Raw genomic sequence first — 24,320 nt, forward strand, 5'->3', positions numbered from 1 at the left:
AGATCGGAGATGGGCGCCGCTCCTGCAGCAATTCTGGTTAGGCAAGCGACGATGAGCGGCGCATCCACGAGCGGAACCGATCACCAGCATCAAGCGGACTCCCTGCGTTCCAAATGGGGTTGGTTTTTGGCGCTGGGCATCGGCCTGACGTCGGCTGGAGTGCTGGCCGTCGCGCTGCCCGTGGTTTCCACATTCGCGGCAGGCGTTGTCCTTGGAATCGTCCTTTCGCTCGCGGGCATTGTGAAGATGGTTCAATCCCTGCGAGTCAAGGAGTGGAGCGGATTCATCTGGCAAGAGCTCACGGGCGCGGTCGAGTTGGTCGGCGGCATCCTAATATACTTCAATCCCTTCAAGGGCGCTCTCGCGATCACGCTTCTGATCGCCTTGGTTTTTCTGGTGCAGGGCATCCTGCAAGTCGCCCTCGCGCTTCGGGTGCGCGATCAAGACGGTTGGCAGTGGTTCGGAGTATCGGGCCTGGTCGCCCTGGCCGCTAGTGCGACGCTCGCATTGAAGTTGCCCTATACCAGCATTTACACACCAGGTACGGTCGCTGGCATTTCCCTCCTTGTCGCCGGCGGCGCCTACATTGCCATTGCCCTGACGATGCGTAGAGCCCGGTCATGAAGGCGCCGTACGAAACGTCCGAGCGACATCGTCCGGCCGCGAGGCGGCGATGGATCAGCCGCGCTTTTTGGGCATGCTTGGTGGCTGCTGGCTTGGGGGGCGCCGGACCACCTTTCATCAGTTCGATTTCATTCGCCCAGCAACCTGGCGGAACGCAGGCGCCGCCGCCCGCTGTCGTCGTCGAGAAGATCGAGGTTCAGCGGGTCAGCACTCCCGTGCAGTTTACCGGTCGCGTGGAAGCGATAGAGGCAGTCGACATCCGGGCGCGTGTCACCGGCTTTCTGCACTCCGTCGATTTCAAGGGTGGACAAGCGGTAAAGGCTGGGGAAACGCTGTTCGAGATCGAGCCGGATCAACTCAATGCCCTGGTTGCGTCGGCACGGGCGCAGGTGGCGCGTGCCGAGGCAACACGAATATCGGCCGAACGGAGCCTGGCGCGCAACCGGGATCTGTTCGCCCGAAGAACGATCTCACAGGCCGCGTTAGACGAGGTCCAGGCAGCCTTCGATGTCGCTGCCGCAGACGTGCAGGTTGCCCAGGCGTCCCTGACTACCGCCGAACTCAACCTGTCCTATGCTCGTATCACTGCCCCGATCTCCGGCAACATCGGCCGCGCGACGTTCACGACCGGCAATCTGATCGGATCGGATTCCGGTGCGCTGGCACGCATAGTCGGCCTGGACACCGTCCGCGTGGCTTTCGCTGTGACCGAAGGGTTGCTTGTGACGATCCGGCAGCAGGAGGCGACGAGCGGCAGTAACGTCGATCCGAGCACATTGAGACTTTCGCTGCGTCTTGCGAACGGGACGGACTACGACACGCCCGGTCGAATCGAATTTATCGAGAACGAGATCGACCCGCAGACCGGGACGGTCGCGGCCCGCGCAGTTTTCCCCAATCCTCGCCATATCCTCCTGCCGGGACAGTTCGTCACCCTCTACGTGCGGGAGAAAGACGCGCCCCGCTTGCCGATAGTACCTCAGGCAGCGGTGCTGCAGGATCGCGAGGGGCGCTTCGTCTATCTGCTCGGCAAGAGCAACACCGTCTCGCAACGGCGCATCGACACGGGCGCACGCGTCGACAATGGCTGGGCGGTCACCATTGGCCTCAGCGGCGGCGAGCAGGTCGTCGTCCAGGGAATCCAGCGTCTTGTCGAAGGCATGACGGTTCAGCCGAGCCAAGGCCAGCCCGTTGGCGATGGCCAATGATCTCCGATCTCTTCATCACCCGGACCCGGCTGGCGATCGTCTTGTCGATCGTCATTTCGATTGCAGGCGCGATCGCCATTTTTTCGCTGCCGGTACAGCAATATCCAGAGATCACGCCGCCCACCGTCAGCGTCTCGGCGATCTATCCTGGCGCGAGCGCGGAAGTAATAGCCGATGTCGTCGGCGGGCCTCTGGAGACGGCCATCAATGGCGTCCCCAACATGATGTACATGTCGTCGACAAGTTCGAATGCCGGGCAATATTCGCTGTCCGTGACGTTTGAAGTCGGCACGGATCCAGACATTGCGCAGGTCAATGTGCAGAACAGGGCGCAACTGGCGATTTCTCAATTGCCGGCCGCGGTCACCCAGCAAGGCGTGTCGGTGCGGTCGAGATCGCCCGATTTCGTGCTTGGCATCGCCTTCTATTCTCCGGACGGCAAGCTCGACGTGCTGCAGATCACCAATTTCACCTCGACAACGATCGCCGATGCGCTCTCGCGTGTCACCGGTGTCGGCGAGGCTTCCGTCGTCGGCGCGTCCGAATACTCGATGCGCATATGGATGGATCCGGCACGCATGGATGCCCTCGGTATAACGGCCGATGACGTGGCCACCGCCATTCAGCGGCAGAACATCCAGGCCTCGCTTGGCCAGGCCGGGGCCCCACCGGCGCGGGAAGGCACCGAGCTGCAATATACGCTCGTGGCCCGCGGCCGCCTCATGAGCACGGATGAATTCGGGGCCATCGTCGTGCGCACCGGCGAGGCCGGAGCGATCGTACGGTTGCACGACATCGCCCGCATCGAACTCGGCGCGCGCAATTATTCATCGAGCGCGAGCTTCGCCGGGCATGACACGGCGATGCTTCAGATAAACCAGGCGCCGGGAGCCAACGCGATCCAGACCGCCAACGCCGTGCTCGCCGAGCTAAAGCGTCTTGCACCCACGTTTCCGCCCGGCCTCCAGTACCAGGTCGTCTACGACGCGACACGGTTTGTCCGTACGAGCCTCTCGCTCATCGTGCGGATCCTCGGCGAGGCTTTCCTGATCGTGCTCGTCGTCACCTATCTGTTCTTGCAGGACTGGCGCGCCACCCTGGTCTCGGCGCTGGCCATGCCCGTCGCAATGCTGGGCGCCATCGCCATCCTGCTGGCGTTCGGATATTCGATAAACTCGATCTCGCTGCTAGCCCTGGTGCTGGCGATCGGACTGGTCGCCGACGACGCCATCCTTGTCGTCGAGAACGTCAAGCATGTCATGGAGGACGACCCCGCCATCGAAACGGCGGCGGCCGCCCGCAAGGCGATGGGACAGATCACGGGTCCGATCATTTCCACAACGCTCGTCCTCCTCGCCGTGGTGATCCCGACAGCTTTCCTGTCCGGCATAAGCGGGCAGCTTTACCGTCAGTTCGCGGTCACCTTGTCGGCGGCGCTGGTCATCTCGTCCGTTGTCGGCCTCACGCTCAGCCCGGCACTCAGCGCGATCCTGCTGAGGCGCGGACAGAGCGGATACCGGCGCGGTCCACTTGGCTGGTTCGCGCGCTTCATGAACGCGACGCGCGTCGGCTATGGTCGGCTGGTCGGTTTCCTGGTGCGCCTTTGGATCATACCTCTCGCCGCGCTTGCCGCCTGTTTCCTGGGTGCCTACCTGCTGTTCAGCGGTCTCCCCTCCACCTTCCTCCCGGACGAGGACCAGGGCGCCCTGTTCGTCGATATCCAGCTTCCTAATGCCGCCTCGCTCGATCGCACGAGGGCGATTGTCGGCGAGGTTCAAAGGACTCTGTCGGCAACGAAAGGCGTCGAGAACGTTATTTCGGTCGCAGGCTTCAGCATCGTGCAGGGGACACAATCTCCCAACGGTGCGATGGTGGTTGCGGCGCTGGATCCTTGGGATCAGCGCAACACGCCGGATCTGCGGCTGGACGCCATCCTCGCAAGATTGCGGGCGCAATTCTCAACCATTCCGGGCGCCAATGTTGCAGTCTTTTCGCCACCGGCCATTTCCGGCATCGGGGCGGTTGGTGGCCTCGATCTGCGCCTCCAGGCTTTGCAGGGCCAGCCGCCGGAGGAGATCGCGGCGGTGGTCCGTGCATTCGTTTCGGAGATCAACCAGGCGCCGGAAATCGGCGGTGTGGCGACTACCTTCAGCGCCGATGTGCCGCAGATTTATGTCGATGTCGACCGGACCCGCGCCGAAGCGCTTGGAGTGAGCGTGTCCGACATCTATTCGACGATCGGCGCCAGCTTCGGGTCGCGTTACGTGAACGATTTCACGCTGCAGGGGCGAGTCTTCCAGGTCAACCTGCAGGCTGACGCCGAGCATCGCGGGGACGCGGAGGATATCCTCAATCTCCATGTTCGCAGCCGGACGGGCGCGATGGTGCCGCTCAGGGCGGTGGTATCGACCAGTACGGTGCTCGCGCCCTTCGTCATCTCCCGTTACAACCTCTCGGTAGCGGCACAGATCAACGGCCAGGTCGCGCCAGGCGGCAGTTCCGGAGCGGCGATGGACGCCATCGAACGTGTCGCGGCCCAGGCGTTGCCGGCCGGCTATGGCTACGAGTGGTCCGGCCTGTCGTTCCAGGAACGGCGCAGCGCCGGACAGGAGACCATGATCTTCGGACTGGCCTTCCTGTTCGCCTATCTGTTCTTGGTAGCGCAGTACGAAAGCTGGATGCTTCCGATCGCGGTAATTCTGTCCCTTGGAGCCGCCTTGTTCGGCGCTACGGGGGCGCTCATGCTTTTCGGACTGCAGAACAGTCTTTATGTGCAGATCGCCATCGTGCTGCTCATCGGGCTGGCGTCGAAGAACGCCATCCTGATCGTCGAATTCGCCAAGGAACGCCGCGAGGAGGGGCAACCGATCGACGAAGCGGCAAGACTTGGCGCCGAGCAGCGCTTCCGTGCCGTGATGATGACGGCTCTGTCTTTCATTCTGGGCATTATTCCACTGGCGGTGTCCACCGGCGCAGGAGCCGGCGCGCGCCAGGCGGTGGGTGTCACAATCTTTGGCGGCATGCTGGCCGCAACGACGGTCGGCCTTTTCATCATCCCGGCCCTATTCGCGGCGATCCAGCATATTGCGGAGTGGGCCACTGTGCGGCCGAAGGCAGGAATCGACACCAATGAGGGAGTCCAGCAATCGGGGAGGGAGCCATGACTGCCTATGAGAATGGAACCGCATCGACCTTGCCACCCACATCGGTTCGTCTTCTCCTTGGCCTCGTGCTGATTGTCGGGGGCATATTCGTCTTGGGTGACGTGGCGCTGGCTACCGTGATCAGCGCCATTGTCATTGGTGTTACGGCCATCGTCGTGGGTGCGTTCGAGATGATGCACGCCTTCTGGATGAAGGGATGGGGCGGCTTCATATGGCAATTCCTCCTCGGCATCCTGTATGTTGTTTTTGGTGCCATGGTGGTGAGGCAGCCTGTGTCAGGCGCCCTTGTCCTGACCTACGTCCTCGGACTGCTGCTTGTGGCCTCGGGCATCGTGCGCCTCTTTGTCGGCGTCAGGCACTGGAGCGACGTCGGCTGGGCGATGGTTCTGTCCGGAGCATTCGGATTTCTGGCCGGACTTGTTGTCCTGACTGGATGGCCCACGACCGGCCTTTGGGTGCTTGGATTCTTGCTGGGTATCGACCTCATTTCGCATGGCATTGCCTGGCTGACAAACGGCTGGGTATCTGCGGCCAAGACAGCGTGAATTCTCGCCGCGGCCGGGCTCGCGGATTTGATCGCTGGGCGGTGCTGCGTTGCGGGCCGCGGATCGGTCCGTCAATGCAGATGGTGCTCGCATTGTTCGATGGGGTTGGATCGGGTTACCCGATTTGAGCGAGATCGACCACGCCGGTCATTGCGCCTGGAGCCGAAGAAGCAAACGGCTCAGACGCTCGGACGGGGCAGCGGTCTGCACCTCTTTCATATGCCAGTTCGATGGTCCGTTTTTGACACCAGCTCTCACTTCGCTCGGGCAGTATCCGAACTCGCGTCTAAAAGCCCGGCTGAATTCAGCGCCATCACCGAAGCCGTGTTCGTCAGCAATGTCGAGAATTCGACGGCGGTCATTCGGATCAGCGAGCGCTGCATGGGCCGCCAGGAGCCGCCGATGCTGGATGTAGTGCACGATCCCTCCGGAAGCCTCGAACAGTCGGTAGAGTCGTGAACGCGATATCCCGAGTCCGCGTGTCAAACGCTCGGTGCCGAGATCCGGTTCAAACAGATGAAGTTGCACGAATCGACGGGCGCGCTCGAGCAAGGTGGCGGAAATCGGATCATGGGCTTCGGCGAGATGGTCAGAGCATGGCGCGATGCAACCCTGTAGCATCGCCCTGGTCGCACCGAGCAAGCCAGGAAGATCGCCAACATTAATCGTAGGAAGCCTCTGGGCGAGGCTGGCCAGATAGTCGGCAAGCAGCGTCCCCATGCCTCCACCGAGCACGGTGAACTCGGCCATGTCGAGACCCCACCCCATGTCGCGGCAGAAGTCGCGGGGTACGAAGAGCAACAGCATTTCGCTGTCTGTAACGCTTCCCTCGAAGACCCGGCCAAGCGAATGCACCTGCACTGATCCGGCCTCTCCGTCAAAAGACCTGGATGGAGTGGTCGTCTGCGATCTGCCGTCCCGGATAAGGGTCACCAACCAATGATCGATGGGGTCCCGGCGAATGCGACCCGCCAGGCTGGTAAAATCCAAGCCATTGGTGCTGATCTGAGCCAGGGCAAGATCGCCTAGGTCCCAGAGAAGCTGCGTGCCGGCGAAACCCGCCGCAGTATCGCTCGGCTCGACAAAGTCGAGCATAGTCGCGAAGTTCTGGCGCCATGCCGCAAACTGGTCCCTCGGAGGCAGCTCCCGAGTCGAGAATTCAAAGCAGGGAACCGGAACGCGTTCCGGGACAACCGGACGCGGGTCATTCTTGGGAGCGACCCCTGCTGCTTGAGGCAACGGCTCGGCGAAGTCGACAGAAAGCGCCCTCGCTGCGTTAGCGGTCACAATCGGACCTCCTAACGGGCGCAAGCCCTGACCGGGCCAGATTTCCCGCTCAGGGTCTTCAACAACCAATCCACAACGTCGGCACGCCGAAAGCAAAGATACATTAGGGATGCGTTATGCGCACCCCTTTTCGCGCAGCCCGCGACTGTCGGCAAGAGCACTCTCATCAGAGATATCTTTCAAAGACAAGAATATCTCCCCGCAAGTGCCAATTTAAGCCGATTTTTCCGGTTGTACAAGGTAGTTGGATTTCGACGCCCCCGCCTGGCCGTGAAGCGTAGTTAATACAGCTAAGAAGCACCAGATATTTCGACAGGACCTCCGGACAGCAGCGCAGCAATCCAGCGTGTCGAGTGTTGGTGCATGCAACATGTGACTACAACAATCAGAATTGGGACGCCGATGAAAGCCCCGGGCAGACCCCATAAAAAGCTCCAGAAGAAGATGGCAAACATCACGGCAAAGGGCGAGATCGCCAGCGATGCGCCGGTCAGGGATGGCTCCAGATAACTGCCGATAACGAACTGAATAGCGTTCAGGCCGAGGAACACTATCAGGGCCAGTTGCCACGACCCGGACTGCGCGACGGCGAACAAGGTCGGAAAGATTGTAGCCACCAGCGGTCCGACGAACGGAATATAGTTCAGCGCAAAAGCGATCGCCGCCCAAGCGCTTGCGAGTTCGAGCCCGGCAGCCAAGGCAAACCCCCACACGACCAAGCCCGTCAGCACGCATGCGATACTGCGGACCACCATGAAACGGCGGACCTTGGCGCCAATTTCGCGGCCGATTTGCAAGAGCATCTCGCCTTGAGGTTGAGCCGAACTCAGGCGAAGACGACGCTGGAAATCGTCGGCTTCGAGCAGGCCAAGCATGACAAAGATGAAGGTCAATATGGCAAAGCCGACCATGCTGTTCAGCCGATTGAGAAGGCCTTGTGTCAAGCTGATCAGCCAGGTCAGATTGAAATGCTCTTCAAGCGGACCAACGATTGCGATGCCATGGCTCTCCAGCCAGTCCGCCCAGTGCGTGTATATCTCCTGGAGCCGGCCGGTATTATAGAACAGCCATTGCGACAGTTCGCCGAGTCCCCACACGACGGCGGATCCGACGATTACGATCACTGCAACCGTGAGCAACAGTGTGATCAGCATCGCCGCCAGCTTCGCAATCCGCCTTTGCAAAGCCATTTGAACGGGCAAGACCAGCGCGAGAACGAACAATGAGAATGCAACTGGCATAAAGATTGACTTGGCGAAATACAACAATGCGAGGACGAGGATGCCGGTTGCAACAGGATGAATCGCCCCGCGACCGCTCGTTTCTGTCATTTCTGGCTTGTCGTCTGTCGAGCGCAACGGTCGCAATCTCCGGAACGGAAGTGTTCACAGCCGAGAAGAAGCCAAGCTCAAATTCCTGCCGGAAGCCTCAACGGCAGCGGCCGGCATGAACTGGCCGAAAACCATCCGCACGGGCCAGGCAAGCGTTGGAGAAGGTGCGCAGGCGCCCACTCCGGCTCGCACAAACCGGAGCAAACTCTCGAGTACAGGCTATCGGCTGGGTCGGCCGCGACATGCGACACTGGCCATTGCTCACCACCTGGAATCCTTGGGCGCGAGCCATGCACGCGTTGCCAAATGTCTGCAGCCTTTCACCTCGTCGACCGCAAACAGGTGCATGCTGGAAGGTGCAGGCCTGGGGTCGCGGGGGAACAGGACGAGGATGATCGACGGCGACAGTGCATGCCGACAACAATGCAGCGACCAGCAAGCACGTGCTCGGGCGGGCAAACAGGCATTGCACCTGCTTCATCTCATTTCTCTTTCGGATCGCCCTCGACGCCTGGCTCCGCCTACGGCAAAGGCAATGCACGCGGTAAGGACGAGGCCGCCCAACAATCCTGCGATGCCAACCCCGACAAGGATTGCCGGGGTAAGGACGCCAACGCCTTGCGCTGTGGCGTCCACCGCGCCTTCCACTTTTCCGACAACACGGGCGATGCCTGGCAGCTGTCCGGCCAGCCAGGTCAGAGCCAGTCCGCCGGTCGCGCCCGTCAAGGCATCGGCTTTTGCGCCCAGACGAAGACCCGTCCATCGCCCCAGAGCGAGGCCGGCCGCTGCACCACAGATGACCTCTATGGCGAGTACGACAGCAGTCTCGAATGCGCCCATCGTTCTGTCCACGTTGCTAGGCGATCGGCTCACGCGATTCCTCAGCGGCGTTGAATCTTATGCGGCTTTGGACGCCTGACTAAGCGCCTCACGAAGGATCTGCTCCTTCGTCTCGTCCAGCGATGTCTTGAGTACGACGCCACCAAATCCCTTGATTGCGCTCAGCACCTTATCGGCGGTCATTCCGTGAACGAGCACGAACAATGCAGCATTTCCCGGCTGCAAGGTGGCCGACAGATCCTTCATGAAAGCATCGTTTATTCCGACGTCGGTCAGTGCGCCGCCAAGCGCGCCGGAAGTGGCGCCAATCGCCACACCGATGACGGGATTGAGGAAAATGACACCGATGAGCAGCCCCCAGAAGCTACCGGACACAGCACCAGTGACGGTGGTGTTCATGATCTGGTTGAGCTTTACGTTGCCAGCTTCCGTCTTGGTCGCGATCACGGCGTCGCCGATGTTGATGAGATATTCCTTCTGCAATGCAAACAGGCGCTGGCGCACCTCTTCAGCCTTGGCTTCGGAGGGGTAGACTATGACGACCAGGTCGGACATGGGGCCTCCACTGCGAAAATCGATGGGATCGAGATGCGCTCACAAGATTGCGGGATGCCATTTTAGGTCTCTACCAAAGCGAAGAAATTAGCCGGGAATCCCACGCCTTTGCGGTCCGTCCCTTTTTGACCGCAGCCTAAGACGTCAGAACGGCTTCGACTGGCGCCGGATCGCCGCAGGCAGTTACTTCATCTCAATGGTACGCAGCCGTCATCCGGAGGTCTGCATGAAGCGGCATTGTCTGATCGGGCTTCCGCGAAGGGGGAGAGCGCATTGGGAATTCGAACAGGGAACAGAGCACCGCCGGGTGACATCAGAAGATGGAAGTGGGGCACAACGGGTCATGCGTCGTTCGCGCCCCGCGAGCGTTACGGCAGAGCAAGATACGAAACGCGATCACCGGCATGGCGCCTCGAAGATTCGGCCGTGCCGATCCCGGTATCGACAATATCCGCGACGGTCGGCCGCTGCTCCGATCAAGGTACCCGCGACGGCCCCGATTGCACCGCCAACGACCGCATTTCGCACGTCGTTACCGCCAGCTGCTGTTCCGAGCGCGGCGCCGCCAACGCCCCCGATCACAGCGCCTTTTTCCGCGTTGGTGCAGCCTGTCAAACCTGAGGCGACTGCAAGCGCAAGAGCCAATTTCCTCATAATGGTCTCCTCGTAGCTGCCTGGCAATCTTCAGCGATGGCGCACCCGGATGGGGCGGAAAGCGTAGTGCGTTAGGGCCATCGTCTTCATTCGCAGCTGTCAGCCTTTCATGAGTGCCCCAACGAACCCGGCCAACACAATCAGGACAACACCTCCCAGCAGCCCTGCTATTGCGGCTCCGATCAACATGGTCGGCGTCAGGCCATCGGCGTGGTGGCCGATGAGGGGCCCGACACCTGGTATCCGGGCGGAGGGCCATACAAAAAGCAGACCGCCAATGCCGCCGATTATGCCGTCGGCTGTCCTGCCAAGGCTGAAACTTGGCACCCGGCGGCCGAGCGCAATTCCGCTTGCAGCGCCGCAGACGAACTCTATGACCATGGTTGCGACGGCCGGCATGGCTACGCGTCCAGGAATTTAGAGAGCTCCACCATAGAACCCCACAATGCCAATTCTAGCGGACGCTCCACTGAGCTCACTACGCAGAGCCCTCGTTGGAGCCTGAGCGACGTCTTGAGGCAGCGCCGCCGTGTTTTCTGATAAGACGTGTCGAATTGCTGCACACCTTATCCGAGCGGGCGCGCGAAGAAATTAGCTGAGAATCCCGTGGTTGAGCTCTACGTCCCCTTATGGGGCGGCAACAGCTCACTGCCCTTCGGCGACGCTCGAAGGGCCGAGCTAAAGAGCCTTCGTCGACCCGCACAGCGATCTGAAATGTGTTGGTCCGGCGCTAGTATCAGGCTATCTTATCGGCGAGTTTTGCACTCATGGATGGATAGGTTCCGTGAACAAAGACTCTCTCGAAGCTACAAGTGCGACCGATTTTCGCCAGAAACGGCGATCCGAGTTGCTAACTTTCTTCGTCCTAGCTTTTGGCATTTGGCCGATTGCAGCCGTTGGCGCGGTCGGCGGATACGGTTTCCTCATCTGGATGTGGCAGATTGTCTTCGGCCCGCCGGGACCTCCCCACGGCTTGCATTGAGGGTCGGCGATGGACCACGCCCGCAATCTGAGCCGCCGCAATTTTCTGCAAGGCCGCACCGTTCCGGCCTTGGGCATCCGGCCTCCAGGCATGTCGAACCATGGTCTTGATACATGCACGGGCTGCGCAGCCTGCGTCGAAGCTTGCCCGACAGGCATTATTTCTCTCGTTCACGCCTTTCCGGCTCTCGATTTCACCGTCGGAGAATGCACCTTTTGCGGTGAATGCGCGAAAGCCTGCCCGGAGCCCGTGTTCAGCACAGACACGCCGCGAAGATTCGAGCATGCGGTCGCCATATCTGCGTCCTGCTTTGCGAAGTCCGGCATCGCCTGCCAGTCCTGCCTCGACGCTTGTCCCGAGCAGGCGATACACTTCCGGCCACGCATTGGCGGTCCCTTTCTTCCAGAACTGAACGAGGACGCCTGCAGCGGATGCGGAGCGTGCATCGGCGTTTGTCCCGCCAGTGCGATCGGTGTGAGTGAACGCGCCAGGGACGACATCCATGCCTGAGGATCGGCGCTACCACCACATATCGAGCGCCGTCGTCTCGGTGCTGCCGACGAGGGGGGATGATGTCGCGGCGCAGCTGTCAGCGATGCGCGATGTCGAGGTCTATGCACATGAAGGCGGCAAGATCGTCGTCGTCATCGAGGGCACGAGCACAGGGGCGATGGGCGACTATCTCACCCAAATCGCGCTGCTCGACGGGGTTATTGCTGCGAACATGGTGTTCGAACATATCGAGTCTGAGGAGGGCACCGGGCAATGACGTTCGAATTGACGCGGCGCGATATCCTGAAAGCCCATGCCGCGGGCATAGCCGCGGCGACCGCAGGGATTGCGCTCCCTGCATCCGCCCAGCCTGTTCCCGGCGGCGTGAGCGCGCTTGAAATCAAATGGTCCAAGGCCCCCTGCCGTTTCTGCGGCACCGGATGCGGTGTCATGGTCGGCGTCAAGGAGGGCCAGGTCGTCGCGACCCACGGCGATATGCAGGCCGAAGTTAACCGCGGCCTGAACTGCGTCAAAGGGTATTTCCTGTCCAAGATCATGTATGGCGCCGATCGGCTGACCACGCCGCTTTTGCGCAAACGCAACGGCGTGTTCGACAAGGAAGGCGAGTTCGAGCCGGTATCCTGGGACGAGGCTTTCGGCGTGATGGCCGAAAAGTGCAAGCAGGTGCTGAAGGATAAAGGGCCGACGGCAATCGGCATGTTCGGCTCCGGCCAGTGGACGATCCATGAAGGTTATGCCGCGACCAAGCTGATGCGGGCCGGCTTCCGCTCCAACAATCTCGATCCCAATGCCCGTCACTGTATGGCGTCCGCCGCCTACGCTTTCATGCGGACATTTGGCATGGACGAGCCGATGGGTTGCTACGACGATTTCGAGGCTGCCGATGCGTTCGTGCTGTGGGGTTCGAACATGGCCGAAATGCACCCGATCCTGTGGACGCGACTGGCGGACCGGCGGCTCGGCCACCCGCATGTGAAGGTCGCGGTGCTGTCGACCTTCACGCATCGCAGCATGGATCTGGCCGACGTGCCGATCATATTCAAGCCGGGTACGGATCTTGTCATCCTCAACTACATCGCGAACCACATCATCACGACGGGTCGCGTCAATGAGGCATTCGTGCGCGACCACACAACCTTCATGAAGGGGGCAACCGATATTGGCTATGGTCTCAGGCCTGAACATCCGCTGGAGATAGCCGCGACCGGCGCGGCCAACGCCGGCAAGATGGAGCCCATCGACTTCGATGAATTCAAGGCGTTCGTGTCGGACTACACGCTCGAAAAGACCGTTGAACTGACCGGCGTGGAGAGGGAATTCCTCGAGGAGCTTGCAGAACTCTATGCAGACCCCAGTCGCAAGGTCATGTCGCTCTGGACCATGGGATTCAACCAGCATGTCCGTGGCGTGTGGGCCAACCAGATGGTCTACAATATTCATCTGCTGACCGGAAAAATCTCCGAGCCCGGCAACAGCCCGTTTTCGCTGACCGGGCAACCCTCGGCCTGCGGCACAGCGCGTGAGGTCGGAACATTCGCGCATCGCCTGCCGGCAGACATGGTGGTGACCAACCCCGAGCACCGCGCGCATGCGGAGGAAATCTGGAAATTGCCGCATGGCCTGCTGCCGGAAAAGCTAGGCTATCACGCGGTCGAGCAGGACCGGATGCTGAAGGACGGCAAGCTGAATTTCTATTGGGTGCAGGTCAACAATAACGTCCAGGCGGCGCCGAATGACAGTCAGGAGACCTATCCTGGCTACCGCAATCCCGACAATTTCATTGTCGTGTCCGATGCCTATCCGACGGTGACGGCGATGAGCGCCGATTTGATCCTGCCGGCAGCCATGTGGGTCGAGAAGGAAGGTGCCTACGGCAACGCCGAACGCCGAACGCACGTCTGGCACCAATTGGTGCAGGCCAAGGGCGAGGCGCGCTCCGATCTCTGGCAGTTGGTCGAATTTTCCAAGCGCTTTACGACCGACGATGTTTGGCCCGCGGAAATCCTCGACAGTAGCCCAGAGTACCGGGGCAAGACGCTTTTTGACGTGCTCTTCCGAAACGGCAATGTCGACAAATTTCCGGTCAGCGAGGTCGACCCGGACTACGATAACAACGAAGCCAGGGATTTCGGGTTCTATCTGCAGAAGGGGTTGTTCGAGGAGTACGCCACATTTGGGCGCGGACACGGACACGATCTGGCGCCCTATGACCGCTACCACGAAGAAAGGGGCCTGCGCTGGCCGGTGGTAGATGGCAAGGAGACTAAGTGGCGTTACCGCGAGGGCTACGATCCTTACGTCAAGCCGGGCGAGGGCGTGCGATTCTATGGCAAGCCCGACGGGAAGGCCGTCATCCTGGCGGTGCCCTACGAGCCGCCGGCGGAATCGCCGGATAAGGAATACGATCTCTGGCTGGTCACCGGACGTGTTCTGGAACACTGGCATTCTGGGTCGATGACCATGCGTGTTCCAGAACTCTACAGGGCGTTTCCCGGGGCGTGCTGCTTCATGAACGCCGACGATGCGCGCAAGCGCGGCCTGAACCAGGGCGCCGAGATCAGCATCATCTCGCGCCGGGGAGAAATCAGATCGCGGCTGGAAACGCGCGGCCGCAACCGGATGCCCAAGGGCGTGATCTTCGTGCCGTGGTTCGACGCCAGCCAGTTGATCAACAAGGTCACGCTCGACGCCACCGATCCCATCTCCAAACAGACGGATTTCAAGAAATGCGCGGTCAAGATCGTTTCGGCCTCTTGATAAAGCGGCGCAAACTGGCGATGGGCATCGCCGTTGCCATCCTCCTCACAGGGACCGCGGCGATCGCCCAGATGGCCTCGAAACTGACAGGGGCGACTCCGCCTATGGAGTCAGTTCCCGCTCAACCTCTACCGAAATGGATCGTCGACGATATTCGCAAGATGCGCGCCTATCCCGACCAACCCCCGGTGATCCCGCATTCGATCGAGGGTTATCAATTGTCGGTTAACACCAACCGCTGTCTCTCGTGCCACAAGCGCGAGTTCACCGAAGGTTCTGGCGCACCGATGATCAGCGTTACCCATTACATGACGCGCGAAGGTCAGATGATCGCCGATGTCTCGCCGCGACGCTACTTCTGCACGGCCTGCCATGTGCCACAGGCCAACGTTCAGCCTCTTGTCCAAAACCTCTTCAAGGACATGAGCGAGTTGGGTATCAAACCCGCTGGGAGCGAGTAGGCATGCAGCGGATAAAAAAAATTGCGCTGTGGGCAGGGCGCATCCTCACCGCGCCAGCCGCAACCCTCAGTCTCGCATTTCTGACGCTCGGCGGTTTCGTTGGCGGCGTCATGTTCTGGGGCGCTTTCAATACTGCGCTTGAGTTGACCAACACCGAGCAATTCTGCATTTCGTGCCACGAGATGGAGGACAACGTCTATCAGGAACTGACGCGGACGGTCCACTTCTCCAATCGTTCTGGAGTCCGCGCTTCTTGCCCGGACTGCCATGTGCCGCACAAATGGACCGACAAGATCGCGCGCAAGATGCAAGCTTCGAAAGAAGTGTGGGGCAAGATCTTCGGCACCATCAACACGAGACGCAAGTTTCTCGACATGCGCCTCTATCTTGCCGAACATGAGTGGGCGCGGCTGAAGGCCAATGACAGCCTCGAATGTCGTAACTGCCATTCGTCGGTCGCCATGGACCTGTCAAAGCAGACCGTGCGGGCCGCCGAAATCCATACACGCTACCTGCTTTCCGGCGAGGCGACATGCATCGACTGTCATAAGGGCATCGCGCATGAGTTGCCGAACATGGAGGGCGTCGATCCGGGCTGGAAGGTGCGGCCGGAACTCCAGGGCGAGAAGCTTCCGAAGTCCTCCGCCATCGACGAACTCGAGCGTTTGATGGCGACTTATCATCCCGGGCGCTAGTCTAAAGGACGACGGTTTCGCATGATCGCCCATCACCAACAAGCGAGAAACCGTTCAAAACGCCGTATGGGTAGGATCATCAACCCCGGTATCGCTTGAACGATCGACTGTCAGGGATGCGCTACTGGCGGTCATCCGACGAGGTGCTAGCCCCAGGTCTGAATGGACAGACTTGCAGGCGATTTGCCGTCCTTGCCATAGCCCAAAGGTTATCTTGGGGAGGGCGCGCTCAGCAAGTGACGAGCTCGGTATGGCCAAAGCCCTTGGAGTAATCGAGCACTGAGATGACCAAAGGCATCACGCGAAATATGCGCACCTGCTCCGGCGTCGGCATCGGGCCCGGCAGCGAAACTTGCTCGGGATACTTCAGCGGCAGCATCCGCAGGACCTTTTCCGCTTCGGCCCGGTCCACCACCGGCTGCGCACGCGCCGCCATAGAAAGTCCGGTGATGTCCATCACCTGTGGCGCGTCATGATCGATGGTCAAGGACACGCGATCGTCTCGCGCCAGATTCGCAGCCTTCTGGCTTTCCAGACCGCAGAGGAAGTAAAGCGTAAGACCTTCGTTCACGTAGCCGACGGTCGTCGCCTGCGGCCAGCCGTCCGGCCTCAGCGTTGCAACCGTCATGATCCGATGCTGATCCAACAACGTCTCGATCTTGTTTCTGCTCTCCTCGTCCATCTGCTGTCTCCAAAATCATTGCTGACCGTGACCATAGTAGGGGGCCGTAGACAGTCTCGCATTGACGCACATCAACACAATGGCGGGCAAACGCGCCTCGGTCGCGTTAGCTGGCGGAACGAAACGCAAATCAGTTGCGCCCGTTCTGCGGCAAAAGGTTCGTTTGCTTGGCTATGCTGAATGTCAGCATTTCGCAGCGCCAAGCGGACTTGGCCAGCGTGCGCAAAGCGCGGCAGGGGATTGTCGAGTTGCGGCCGGGGACGGCGAGAGCCACTCTCCGTCGACCCATCGCTGGTTCGTAGCCAGTTCGGCACCGGCGGAAAAGAGGGAACAATTCCAGGCTCTTAAGTTACCACCGAAAGGCTCGCCGAGGTCGGCTGCAACACGCCGGGGAACGGGCCGATCCTGGCGCGATGCCCGGACTGGAAGAGGTTGCTGTGGAGGTTGGCGATCCACTGCTTGCCTTCCGTCGTTAGCTCCAGATAGCGGATCGCGTCGCCGATATAGGGCTCGACCTGCAGCGTGAAGAAATCGGTGAAGATGGCGCCGAGATCGGCGGCGGTCTTGCAGCCGAGCTTTTCCACCATCCCGATCTCAGAGAACTCGGCAAACAGCGCCGGCAGCTTGCGGTGATAGAAGGGATCAGCGAGCTGGCCGATCAGGTCCGCGGCCCTGACCAGCGCCGGCTCGGTGTTGGTGACCTGGTAGGCCGGATCGTTCGGCACCGGAAAGCGCGTCATCTCGATCGCCGCGACGATGCGCTCCTCATTGACGAACTTCGAGGAAGCAAAACGTTGGCGCGCATAGATTTTGGCGCGCTCGATATGATAGGGCGCAAGCACCGCGTCGGAGGCGCCGCGCGGTGGCGTAAAGAAGTCGCCGGCCTCGTTAATGACGAAGCTGTCCTCGGTGTCGCCCTGGCACACGCCGTGGACCATGCCGATGTCGTGGACAAGCAACGCGCAGGTATAATGCAGCCAGTCATCGGGGGTCAGGGATTCCGAAAGCAGCCGGCCGCGGATGATCTGCTGGCCAGCGAGCGTAACCATCAGCGTGTGCTCGATGTTGTGATAGAGGGCGTTCGAATTGCCGATGCGCTCCAGGACAAGGCGGGCCGCTCCACCTATGTAGCTCGCATATTCCGGATTGCGATGCGAGAAATACTGGAGATAGAGGTCTGACAGATAGTCGCCGAGCCGGTCGGCCATGATGGAGATTGGATTGAGCATGACAATCGTTCCTGACCGCTTTGAAGCATGACAAGTCGCGCCGCGCGGCGGCCATCCTAGCACAGTTCCCAGATATTATCTTAGGACCGAGGCCACCGAGGCAGCGGCGACTACCGAATGTCGCTGCGGTCGCCCTCGCCACTCACGAAGCCGTGGCCGCTGTCGGTGCAGCACAGATCGACGGTACACGATCGCAGTCCGGGACTGCACACCAGAGGTACGGTCAAGCCGTGGGTACCGCGCCGCGCCGCTCGAGCGCAGTCTTGCGGATGATTTCCGCGATCTCCGGGCTGCTGCTGCACAGCATCTGGAAATCCACCGCGTGCAGCGAGAGGAGTGAGACCACCGTTGCAGCGCTGACCGTCGCCGAACGCGGCTCGCCGCTGATCAGCGCCATCTCGCCGAAGAAGGCGCCAGGGCCAAGCTCCACCGGATTCGGCGTCGCGACGCTGACGCGCCCCTCAACGACGAAGAACATCCGATCACCGGGCTCGCCAATGCGGCAGATCACAGCGCCCGCCGGCACCATGCGAGGTCTCAACGCGCGCACGATGTCGACCAGCACCGCCGGGCCGAGCTTCTGAAACAACGGCACGGCGGTGACCAATTGCCAATTACGGACGAAATCCCCGCGACGGACTTCTTGATAGAAGCCGGTGGCAAGAATGCCGGCCCAGAGCCCGAAGATGCCGATGCCACTCATCATGACCATCCCGGCAAGGACGCGGCCGGCGAAGCTTTGCGGAATTTCGTCGCCATAGCCGGTCGTGGACAGCGTGACCACCGCCCACCACATTGCCTGGGGGATGCTGCCGAACTTTTCCGGTTGGATGTCGCGCTCGATGACATAGGCGGCGAGCGCGACAGCGAACAGAACGACGCCGAAGAGCGTGGTGACGCCGATCAGGTTGCGCGCTTCGTTGGCCAGCACCCTGCCCAGCACCGGGAAGAAAGTCGAGTCGCGCAGCGGTTTCAGTAGCCAGACAGCACAGTAGAGGCTCCGGTCGGGCGTGCCGACAAGCAGAAATGCGGCGAGTGGAACCAAAACCGCGAGCACATCAATGGCGATTGCCGGCGTCCTGTCCCGAACGTCTCCCGCCCGGCGCTTGAGCAGCGTCGCGGCCAGTTGCAGGAGATAGGCGCCCCAAATGACCGCGAGCACGACAGCCAGAGCCAGTCTGCTTCGTCCGGACATGGCCGGTATCGTGAGCGCAGCCACCGCCAAAAGCCCAGGCGCAGCCAGAACTGCGTTGAGCGGCGCGTAGATTCTTAAGAAAGGCAGTACCGACATTCTGTGCCCACGAGCCGCTTCTACCTCCAGAATAGAATGCCTTCAAGGCAAGCGCAAAGGTGCTTGCTGGCGTTGCGATGTGCGTCACCGCGGTGAACCCAGATGTCCGGGATTGCTTCATGACCGGACGTGAACAGACAGGCCACAACCGACGAGAATGACCCGATCCGGACAATTGCAATAGGTTCCGCGAAGGCTCGGCGAGAAATACTCATGGTCCATAGTCCAAGTCGGTCGTCACCGCATCGCTATTGAAAACAATAGGTCACGGAAATCGGGTCACAGAGACGGGTCGCAAATACTCGGGAGAAACAGAGACCGGCTGGGCGGACCAAGCCCAACTGATCAGAGACGGTCCAGCCTATCTTACGGATAAGTCGAGCGAATTTCGGGCTACCCAGCATAGTCCAGTTTTGCCATGACTGAGTGGTGAAGGCGGCAGTCTCGCGCTAACCAGTCTCCGCCTGAATTCCCAGAAAACAGGAAGCAGCGAATTCGCTCGCAACAAGGCTTTGCTTCGAATGCATCGATCGCGATAGGCGCGGATCGCGGCATGAACGGACATTCGAGCAGTGGTTTGCCAGTTTGCCCTTGTGCGAACGCCGGTATTCTTCCTCTGGTCAGCGAAAAGCTGCTTGCGACACGGGGAAACTGCTAAGGTATGCTTCCGAAGGAAGCGGGGCAACCGAGTATGGAACGACGCCTGACCGCAATATTGGCCGCCGACGTGGTCGGCTATTCCAGGCTGATGGGGCTTGACGAAGCCGGCACGCTGTCGGCGCTCAAGACGCATCGGCGCGAGATGGCCGACGGCAAGATCGCCGAACACCAGGGCCGCATCGTCAAGCTCACCGGCGACGGCATGCTGGTCGAGTTCCCGAGCGTGGTGAACGCAGTGGCGTGCGCCGCTGACATCCAGCGCCGGATGCACGAGCGCAATGTCGACGTGCCGGAAGAGCGCCGCATTGAGTTCCGTATCGGCGTCCATCTCGGTGACATCATCTTCGAGGACAACGACATCTATGGCGACGGCGTCAATATCGCGGCGCGCATCGAAAGCATCGCCAAGCCCGGCGGCGTCGCGGTGTCCGGCTCGGTCCGTGACAATGTCGGCAACCGGCTTGACCTCTCCTTCGAGGACACCGGCGAGCAGACGCTGAAGAACATCGACCGGCCGGTTCGAGTCTACAATGTCGACCTCTTCGCCGGCGCGGCGTCGCCCAAGCCAGCGCCGGCGAAGGAAAAACCGTCGATCGCTGTGCTGCCGTTCAACAACATGAGCGGCGACCCGGAGCAGGAATATTTCTCCGACGGCATCACCGAAGACATCATCACCGACCTGTCGAAGATCTCCGGCCTGTCGGTGATCGCCCGCAATTCGGTGTTCACCTACAAGGGCAAGTCCGTCGACGTGCAGGAGGTCAGCCGGCGCTTCAATGTCGCAACGGTGCTTGAAGGCAGCGTCCGCAAGGCTGGCCAGCGCGTGCGCATCACCGCGCAGCTGATCGACGGCAAGGACAGCACGCATCTGTGGGCCGATCGTTACGACCGTGACCTGACGGACATCTTCGCGATTCAGGACGAGATCACAAAAACGATCGTCGATCAGCTCAAGGTCAGGCTGCTGCCGGAAGAAAAGAAGGCGATCGAGGCGTCGCCCACCGAGAGTGTCGAGGCTTACACCTACTATCTGAGAGGCCGTGAGTTTTTCCACCGCGGCACGAAGCTGAACTACCGGCTCGCCAGACGGATGTTCACGATGGCGATCGATCTCGACCCGCTCTATGCGCGCGCCTATGCCGGCAGCGCCGATTGCGACTCCTTCCTGTTCCTCGACTACAGCGAGGAGGTGTCGCTCGACGGCATACTGGCCAACGCCGCCAAGGCGCTCGAGATCGAAAGCGGACTGGCCGAAGCGCATGCCTCGCGCGGACTGGCCCTCTCGATCGGCCAGCGGTACGACGAAGCGGATCGAGAATTCGAGCAGGCGATCGCGGGCAATCCCAACCTGTTCGAAACCCACTATTTCTACGCCCGCAGCTGTTATGCGCGGGGAAAGCTCGAAAAGGCCGCCGTCCACTGGGAGCGCGCCGCCGAGATAGACCCCAACGACTACCAATCCCTGCTTCTGCTGATTCAGATCTATCGCACGTTGGGACGGCATGAGGAACAAAGGGGGACGGCTCGCAGGGGTGTTGAACGAGCCGAGCGCGAGTTTGCAAGGAATCCGGAAAATCCCCGGCCTGCGTACCTCGGCGCCAACGCGCTCGCCGGACTTGGCGAGTTCGATCGGGCGAAGGAGTGGGCCGCGCGCGCTTTCGCGATCGACCCCGACGATGTCCTGACCCAATACAACCTTGCCTGCTTCCACTGCTTCCTCGGTGATTTCGACCGGACGTTCGACATGCTCGAAAGCGTGATGCCGCGCGCCAACCACGAGATGAAAGCTTGGGTTCTGCAAGACTCGGATTTTGATCCGCTGCACAGCCTTCCACGCTGGCAGACGGTGCTGGAGCTTGCGAGATAGCAATGGAACGACGCCTGACCGCAACATTGGCCGCCGACGTGGTCGGCTATTCCAGGCTGATGGGGCTTGACGAAGCCGGCACGCTGTCGGCGCTCCTGTGCCATCGACCTGCTGGAGCCCTATTTGCGGCTGGTAGGGGACCACATGAAATCATGGTTCAAGAACGATTCGGATTTCGATCCCATCCGCAGCCACCCGCGCTACAAGGATCTGCTGAAACTAATCAGCTAGCGACAGCGCCATATTTGCTGTGACTGAGTGGTGATCCCGACAGGAATCGAACCTGTGACCTACAGATTAGGAATCTGCCGCTCTATCCTACTGAGCTACGGGACCACGCGGCCAGACACATAGCCGCTTCGGATCGTTTCGCCAAGAGGCCGGCCGAACGCAATTCGGCCGGCCCCGTGGGCGACACGCATCAGGCGGCGAGTGCCGTCTCCGCCAGTTTCACCCAATAGCTCATGCCGTGCGGGATGACCTCGTCGTTGAAGTCGTAGGCCGGGTGGTGGAGGCCGGCGGTGTCGCCATTGCCGATGAAGATGAAGGCGCCGGGGCGGGCTTCCAGCATGTAGGAGAAATCCTCGCCGCCCATCACCGGCTGGATGCCGCGGTGCACATGGGCATCGCCGGCGACACCGGCCGCGATATCGCTGGCAAACACCGTCTCTTCCGCATGATTGAAGGTCACGGGGTAATTCGCCTGATAATCGACCTCGATCCTGGCGCCAAACGCGGTCGCCAGCCCGTCGCAGATGGCGCGGATGCGCTCTTCGGACTTTTTGGCGATTTCCTTGCGCAGGGTACGCACGGTACCGGCGATTTCGGCCGTCTCGGGAATGATGTTGTAGGCATCGCCGGCATGGAACTTGGTCACCGACACCACCACGGCCTCGACTGGATCGGTGCTGCGCGAGGCGATCGTCTGCAAGGCGCCGACCAGCTGGCTGGTGATGACGATCGGGTCGATGGTGCCGTGCGGCATTGCTGCATGGCCGCCCTTGCCGCGCACGGTGATGGTGAACTCGGCCGTCGCCGCCATGATCGGGCCCGGGCGGATGGCGAACTGCCCGACAGGCAGGCCGGGCATGTTGTGCATGCCGAACACCTTGGAGATGTCGAAACGATCCATCATGCCGTCCTTGACCATCTCGTTGCCGCCGCCGCCGCCTTCCTCGGCCGGCTGGAAGATCACCGCCACCGAGCCGGTGAAGTTGCGCGTCTCGGCGAGGTATTTCGCAGCACCCAAAAGCATCGCCGTATGGCCGTCATGGCCGCAGGCGTGCATCTTGCCGGGAATGGTCGAGGCGTAGGGCTTGCCGGAGATCTCGTTGAGCGGCAGCGCATCCATGTCCGCGCGCAGGCCGATGGTGGGGCCTTCGCCCTGGCGGCCGCGGATGATGCCAACCACGCCGGTCTTGCCGAGGCCGGTCACCACGTCGTCGCAACCGAAGGCCTTTAGCTTCTCGGTGACGAAGGCGGCGGTCTTGAAGACGTCGAAGTTCAGTTCCGGCGTCTGGTGCAGATGCTGGCGCCAGCCGGCAACTTCGTCCTGCATTTCGGCGGCACGGTTCAGGATTGGCATGATGGTTCCATCTCGCTGTTGGGACAGGCGGGTGTTGTCCGCTGCCTTGCAATTGTGATCGTCAGGCGCTTTGCCATGTTGGCGTCACATAGAGTAAATAGCACCGCAACGATGCAGTCCGGTTTTTGAGGGTCGGACTGCATCGTGCTGGCGATCGCGTAACGAAATCTTACGGAGCCAGGGGCGACTACGGCAAGAGGCGATTTCGGATTTGATCATGCGGCACAGGCATTTCCTCAAACTATTCTCGGCTGGCGCAATCGTGCTGTCGGTCCTGGCCGGGTCGGCGCAGGCCAATCCGGTCGTTGTGTTCGATCTCAACAACGGCCAGATCCTGCAGCATCAGGATGCGTTCAAGCGCTGGTATCCGGCGTCGCTGAGCAAGTTGATGACCGCTTATGTGACCTTCCGGGCGATCGCGGCTGGCGAGGTCCAGCTCGATTCGCCGATCAAGGTGACGAAACACTCGGCCTCCCAGCCGCCAAGCAAGATGGGCTTCAAGCCTGGCTCGGTGATGCGGCTCGACAACGCGCTGAAGATGATGCTGGTCAAGTCCGCCAATGACATCGCCATGGCCGTCGGCGAGAATATCGGCGGCTCGCAGGCAGCCTTCGCCGAACGGATGAACGCCGAGGCGACCCGGCTCGGGATGAACGGCACGCATTTCGTCAATCCGAACGGGCTCTATTCGCCGGACCAATATACGACGGCGCGCGACCTCGCCGTGCTGGTGATGGCCATCCGGCGTGAGTTTCCGCAATATGCGCCGTGGTTCTCGATCGAGGGGCTTGCGGTCGGCAAGAAGGCGATCCCGAACTACAATCTGCTGATCGGCCGGTATCCCGGCGCCGACGGCATGAAGACGGGCTTCGTCTGCCCCTCCGGCTTCAACATGATCGGCTCGGCGACCCGCAATGGGCGCACGCTCGTGGCGGTCGTGCTTGGCGAGAAGTCGGCAATCACCCGTGCCGAGGCCGCAGCGAAATTGCTCGACCAGGGTTTCGACACGCCGGCCGCCGGCTCGACCACCATCGCCACGCTGGCGCCCTATGGCGACACTATCTCGCCCAACGACATGCATGATGAGATCTGCAAGAAGAAGGCGCGGGCGGAGCAGTCCGAGGCACCGCCCGCCGCCGCTGCCGCCAAGGATGTGCCGAAATCGCCCTACCATGAAAAGCTCGACCATGTGCCGACGCTGGTTGCCGTCGGCCTCGGCGGTGCCACCGGTCCGGCGCCGAAGGCCATGCTCGACCAGGGCGGCCAAGAGTATGCCGACGTGCCGATCCCGAGCTGGCGTCCCGACCAGCCGGCGCCGGCCGGCACAGGCCCGGTCGTTGCCGGTCCCGCCGCGCAAGGCGACCAACCGGTCAAGGTCGCGAACTAGCCG

General features: G+C 61.1%; 22 protein-coding genes and 1 tRNA gene. 13 read left to right on the forward strand and 10 right to left on the reverse strand.

Annotated elements, in window-relative coordinates; all coding sequences use genetic code 11:
- Window positions 1–9: 9 nt before the first annotated feature.
- From AC1DYW_RS28110 to AC1DYW_RS28125, 4 genes are read left to right on the forward strand one after another with little or no spacing between them, the layout of a single operon-like run.
- Window positions 10–624 carry an HdeD family acid-resistance protein gene (locus AC1DYW_RS28110; RefSeq protein WP_477228374.1) on the forward strand — a complete coding sequence of 205 codons (615 nt, stop codon included), beginning with the start codon at window positions 10–12 and terminating at the stop codon, window positions 622–624.
- Window positions 621–1,832: an efflux RND transporter periplasmic adaptor subunit gene (locus AC1DYW_RS28115; RefSeq protein WP_477228375.1), complete on the forward strand. Its 1,212-nt coding sequence runs from the start codon at window positions 621–623 to the stop codon at window positions 1,830–1,832. The genes AC1DYW_RS28110 and AC1DYW_RS28115 overlap by 4 nt, the downstream gene beginning before the upstream one ends.
- Window positions 1,829–4,996 (forward strand): efflux RND transporter permease subunit, encoded by a 3,168-nt coding sequence (locus AC1DYW_RS28120; RefSeq protein ID WP_477228376.1) that lies wholly within the window; start codon window positions 1,829–1,831, stop codon window positions 4,994–4,996. The genes AC1DYW_RS28115 and AC1DYW_RS28120 overlap by 4 nt, the downstream gene beginning before the upstream one ends.
- A complete protein-coding gene (locus AC1DYW_RS28125) occupies window positions 4,993–5,541 on the forward strand; it encodes an HdeD family acid-resistance protein (protein ID WP_477228377.1) in 549 nt (182 codons plus the stop codon). The genes AC1DYW_RS28120 and AC1DYW_RS28125 overlap by 4 nt, the downstream gene beginning before the upstream one ends.
- A 147-nt stretch (window positions 5,542–5,688) precedes the next feature.
- Here the strand turns inward: AC1DYW_RS28125 and AC1DYW_RS28130 are convergent, their stop codons facing one another.
- From AC1DYW_RS28130 to AC1DYW_RS28150, 5 genes are all read right to left on the reverse strand, one after another.
- Window positions 5,689–6,636, reverse strand: coding sequence for a helix-turn-helix domain-containing protein (locus AC1DYW_RS28130; RefSeq protein ID WP_477228378.1), 948 nt, complete (start codon window positions 6,634–6,636; stop codon window positions 5,689–5,691).
- Window positions 6,637–7,118: 482 nt separating this feature from the next.
- Entirely contained in the window at window positions 7,119–8,159 is a 1,041-nt protein-coding gene (locus AC1DYW_RS28135; protein ID WP_477228455.1) for an AI-2E family transporter, read from the reverse strand.
- An 897-nt stretch (window positions 8,160–9,056) separates the two neighbouring features.
- Window positions 9,057–9,554 (reverse strand): DUF1269 domain-containing protein, encoded by a 498-nt coding sequence (locus AC1DYW_RS28140; RefSeq protein WP_477228379.1) that lies wholly within the window; start codon window positions 9,552–9,554, stop codon window positions 9,057–9,059.
- 396 nt (window positions 9,555–9,950) lie between these two features.
- The gene (locus AC1DYW_RS28145) at window positions 9,951–10,208 is read right to left on the reverse strand and encodes a YMGG-like glycine zipper-containing protein (RefSeq protein WP_095089560.1); all 258 of its coding nucleotides are present in this window, start codon (window positions 10,206–10,208) and stop codon (window positions 9,951–9,953) included.
- Window positions 10,209–10,307: 99 nt separating this feature from the next.
- The gene (locus AC1DYW_RS28150; RefSeq protein WP_477228380.1) at window positions 10,308–10,607 is read right to left on the reverse strand and encodes a hypothetical protein; all 300 of its coding nucleotides are present in this window, start codon (window positions 10,605–10,607) and stop codon (window positions 10,308–10,310) included.
- Window positions 10,608–10,992: 385 nt separating this feature from the next.
- Between AC1DYW_RS28150 and napE the strand changes: the two genes are divergently transcribed.
- Genes napE through AC1DYW_RS28180 form a run of 6 tightly spaced genes read left to right on the forward strand, consistent with a single transcriptional unit; the run spans window position 10,993 to window position 15,616 of the window.
- On the forward strand, window positions 10,993–11,190 hold the full coding sequence (gene napE, locus AC1DYW_RS28155; RefSeq protein ID WP_245331202.1) for a periplasmic nitrate reductase, NapE protein: 198 nt from the start codon (window positions 10,993–10,995) through the stop codon (window positions 11,188–11,190).
- A gap of 9 nt (window positions 11,191–11,199) precedes the next feature.
- Complete coding sequence (gene napF / locus AC1DYW_RS28160) at window positions 11,200–11,700, forward strand: ferredoxin-type protein NapF (RefSeq protein ID WP_477228381.1); 501 nt, start codon at window positions 11,200–11,202, stop codon at window positions 11,698–11,700.
- Window positions 11,693–11,959, forward strand: coding sequence for a chaperone NapD (locus AC1DYW_RS28165; RefSeq protein WP_477228382.1), 267 nt, complete (start codon window positions 11,693–11,695; stop codon window positions 11,957–11,959). The genes napF and AC1DYW_RS28165 overlap by 8 nt, the downstream gene beginning before the upstream one ends.
- Entirely contained in the window at window positions 11,956–14,460 is a 2,505-nt protein-coding gene (gene napA, locus AC1DYW_RS28170; protein WP_477228383.1) for a periplasmic nitrate reductase subunit alpha, read from the forward strand. Before AC1DYW_RS28165 ends, napA begins: the two co-directional genes overlap by 4 nt.
- Window positions 14,430–14,921 carry a nitrate reductase cytochrome c-type subunit gene (locus tag AC1DYW_RS28175; RefSeq protein WP_477228384.1) on the forward strand — a complete coding sequence of 164 codons (492 nt, stop codon included), beginning with the start codon at window positions 14,430–14,432 and terminating at the stop codon, window positions 14,919–14,921. The genes napA and AC1DYW_RS28175 overlap by 31 nt, the downstream gene beginning before the upstream one ends.
- A 2-nt stretch (window positions 14,922–14,923) precedes the next feature.
- Window positions 14,924–15,616: a NapC/NirT family cytochrome c gene (locus AC1DYW_RS28180; RefSeq protein ID WP_477228385.1), complete on the forward strand. Its 693-nt coding sequence runs from the start codon at window positions 14,924–14,926 to the stop codon at window positions 15,614–15,616.
- Window positions 15,617–15,845: 229 nt separating this feature from the next.
- Here the strand turns inward: AC1DYW_RS28180 and AC1DYW_RS28185 are convergent, their stop codons facing one another.
- From AC1DYW_RS28185 to AC1DYW_RS28195, 3 genes are all read right to left on the reverse strand, one after another.
- Window positions 15,846–16,298 carry a pyridoxamine 5'-phosphate oxidase family protein gene (locus tag AC1DYW_RS28185; protein ID WP_477228386.1) on the reverse strand — a complete coding sequence of 151 codons (453 nt, stop codon included), beginning with the start codon at window positions 16,296–16,298 and terminating at the stop codon, window positions 15,846–15,848.
- A gap of 344 nt (window positions 16,299–16,642) precedes the next feature.
- A complete protein-coding gene (locus AC1DYW_RS28190) occupies window positions 16,643–17,527 on the reverse strand; it encodes a metal-dependent phosphohydrolase (RefSeq protein WP_477228387.1) in 885 nt (294 codons plus the stop codon).
- Between the two features lie 223 nt (window positions 17,528–17,750).
- Window positions 17,751–18,818, reverse strand: coding sequence for a cyclic nucleotide-gated potassium channel (locus AC1DYW_RS28195; protein WP_477228388.1), 1,068 nt, complete (start codon window positions 18,816–18,818; stop codon window positions 17,751–17,753).
- A gap of 691 nt (window positions 18,819–19,509) precedes the next feature.
- On the opposite strand from AC1DYW_RS28195, the gene AC1DYW_RS28200 reads away from it, so the two are divergent.
- Entirely contained in the window at window positions 19,510–21,345 is a 1,836-nt protein-coding gene (locus tag AC1DYW_RS28200; protein ID WP_477228389.1) for a TPR end-of-group domain-containing protein, read from the forward strand.
- A gap of 144 nt (window positions 21,346–21,489) precedes the next feature.
- A complete protein-coding gene (locus AC1DYW_RS28205) occupies window positions 21,490–21,576 on the forward strand; it encodes a TPR end-of-group domain-containing protein (protein WP_477228456.1) in 87 nt (28 codons plus the stop codon).
- A 28-nt stretch (window positions 21,577–21,604) separates the two neighbouring features.
- On the opposite strand, the gene AC1DYW_RS28210 is transcribed toward AC1DYW_RS28205, so the two are convergent.
- Window positions 21,605–21,681, reverse strand: a tRNA-Arg gene (locus tag AC1DYW_RS28210).
- A gap of 85 nt (window positions 21,682–21,766) precedes the next feature.
- Entirely contained in the window at window positions 21,767–22,930 is a 1,164-nt protein-coding gene (locus tag AC1DYW_RS28215) for a M20 aminoacylase family protein (RefSeq protein ID WP_477228390.1), read from the reverse strand.
- Window positions 22,931–23,147: 217 nt separating this feature from the next.
- Between AC1DYW_RS28215 and AC1DYW_RS28220 the strand changes: the two genes are divergently transcribed.
- Window positions 23,148–24,317 carry a D-alanyl-D-alanine carboxypeptidase family protein gene (locus tag AC1DYW_RS28220; protein WP_457153955.1) on the forward strand — a complete coding sequence of 390 codons (1,170 nt, stop codon included), beginning with the start codon at window positions 23,148–23,150 and terminating at the stop codon, window positions 24,315–24,317.
- Window positions 24,318–24,320: the final 3 nt, after the last annotated feature.

Source organism: Mesorhizobium sp. P2_D5 (assembly GCF_056404355.1).

Excerpts from the sequence above, each read along its gene's own strand:
- AC1DYW_RS28110 (WP_477228374.1), top strand. The coding sequence starts at position 10 with ATGGGCGCCGCTCCTGCAGCAATTCTGGTTAGGCAAGCGACGATGAGC.
- AC1DYW_RS28115 (WP_477228375.1), top strand. The coding sequence starts at position 621 with ATGAAGGCGCCGTACGAAACGTCCGAGCGACATCGTCCGGCCGCGAGG.
- AC1DYW_RS28120 (WP_477228376.1), top strand. The coding sequence starts at position 1,829 with ATGATCTCCGATCTCTTCATCACCCGGACCCGGCTGGCGATCGTCTTG.
- AC1DYW_RS28125 (WP_477228377.1), top strand. The coding sequence starts at position 4,993 with ATGACTGCCTATGAGAATGGAACCGCATCGACCTTGCCACCCACATCG.
- AC1DYW_RS28130 (WP_477228378.1), bottom strand. The coding sequence starts at position 6,636 with ATGCTCGACTTTGTCGAGCCGAGCGATACTGCGGCGGGTTTCGCCGGC.
- AC1DYW_RS28135 (WP_477228455.1), bottom strand. The coding sequence starts at position 8,159 with ATGACAGAAACGAGCGGTCGCGGGGCGATTCATCCTGTTGCAACCGGC.
- AC1DYW_RS28140 (WP_477228379.1), bottom strand. The coding sequence starts at position 9,554 with ATGTCCGACCTGGTCGTCATAGTCTACCCCTCCGAAGCCAAGGCTGAA.
- AC1DYW_RS28145 (WP_095089560.1), bottom strand. The coding sequence starts at position 10,208 with ATGAGGAAATTGGCTCTTGCGCTTGCAGTCGCCTCAGGTTTGACAGGC.
- AC1DYW_RS28150 (WP_477228380.1), bottom strand. The coding sequence starts at position 10,607 with ATGCCGGCCGTCGCAACCATGGTCATAGAGTTCGTCTGCGGCGCTGCA.
- napF (WP_477228381.1), top strand. The coding sequence starts at position 11,200 with ATGGACCACGCCCGCAATCTGAGCCGCCGCAATTTTCTGCAAGGCCGC.
- AC1DYW_RS28165 (WP_477228382.1), top strand. The coding sequence starts at position 11,693 with ATGCCTGAGGATCGGCGCTACCACCACATATCGAGCGCCGTCGTCTCG.
- napA (WP_477228383.1), top strand. The coding sequence starts at position 11,956 with ATGACGTTCGAATTGACGCGGCGCGATATCCTGAAAGCCCATGCCGCG.
- AC1DYW_RS28175 (WP_477228384.1), top strand. The coding sequence starts at position 14,430 with ATGCGCGGTCAAGATCGTTTCGGCCTCTTGATAAAGCGGCGCAAACTG.
- AC1DYW_RS28180 (WP_477228385.1), top strand. The coding sequence starts at position 14,924 with ATGCAGCGGATAAAAAAAATTGCGCTGTGGGCAGGGCGCATCCTCACC.
- AC1DYW_RS28185 (WP_477228386.1), bottom strand. The coding sequence starts at position 16,298 with ATGGACGAGGAGAGCAGAAACAAGATCGAGACGTTGTTGGATCAGCAT.
- AC1DYW_RS28190 (WP_477228387.1), bottom strand. The coding sequence starts at position 17,527 with ATGCTCAATCCAATCTCCATCATGGCCGACCGGCTCGGCGACTATCTG.
- AC1DYW_RS28195 (WP_477228388.1), bottom strand. The coding sequence starts at position 18,818 with ATGTCGGTACTGCCTTTCTTAAGAATCTACGCGCCGCTCAACGCAGTT.
- AC1DYW_RS28200 (WP_477228389.1), top strand. The coding sequence starts at position 19,510 with ATGGAACGACGCCTGACCGCAATATTGGCCGCCGACGTGGTCGGCTAT.
- AC1DYW_RS28205 (WP_477228456.1), top strand. The coding sequence starts at position 21,490 with ATGAAATCATGGTTCAAGAACGATTCGGATTTCGATCCCATCCGCAGC.
- AC1DYW_RS28215 (WP_477228390.1), bottom strand. The coding sequence starts at position 22,930 with ATGCCAATCCTGAACCGTGCCGCCGAAATGCAGGACGAAGTTGCCGGC.
- AC1DYW_RS28220 (WP_457153955.1), top strand. The coding sequence starts at position 23,148 with ATGCGGCACAGGCATTTCCTCAAACTATTCTCGGCTGGCGCAATCGTG.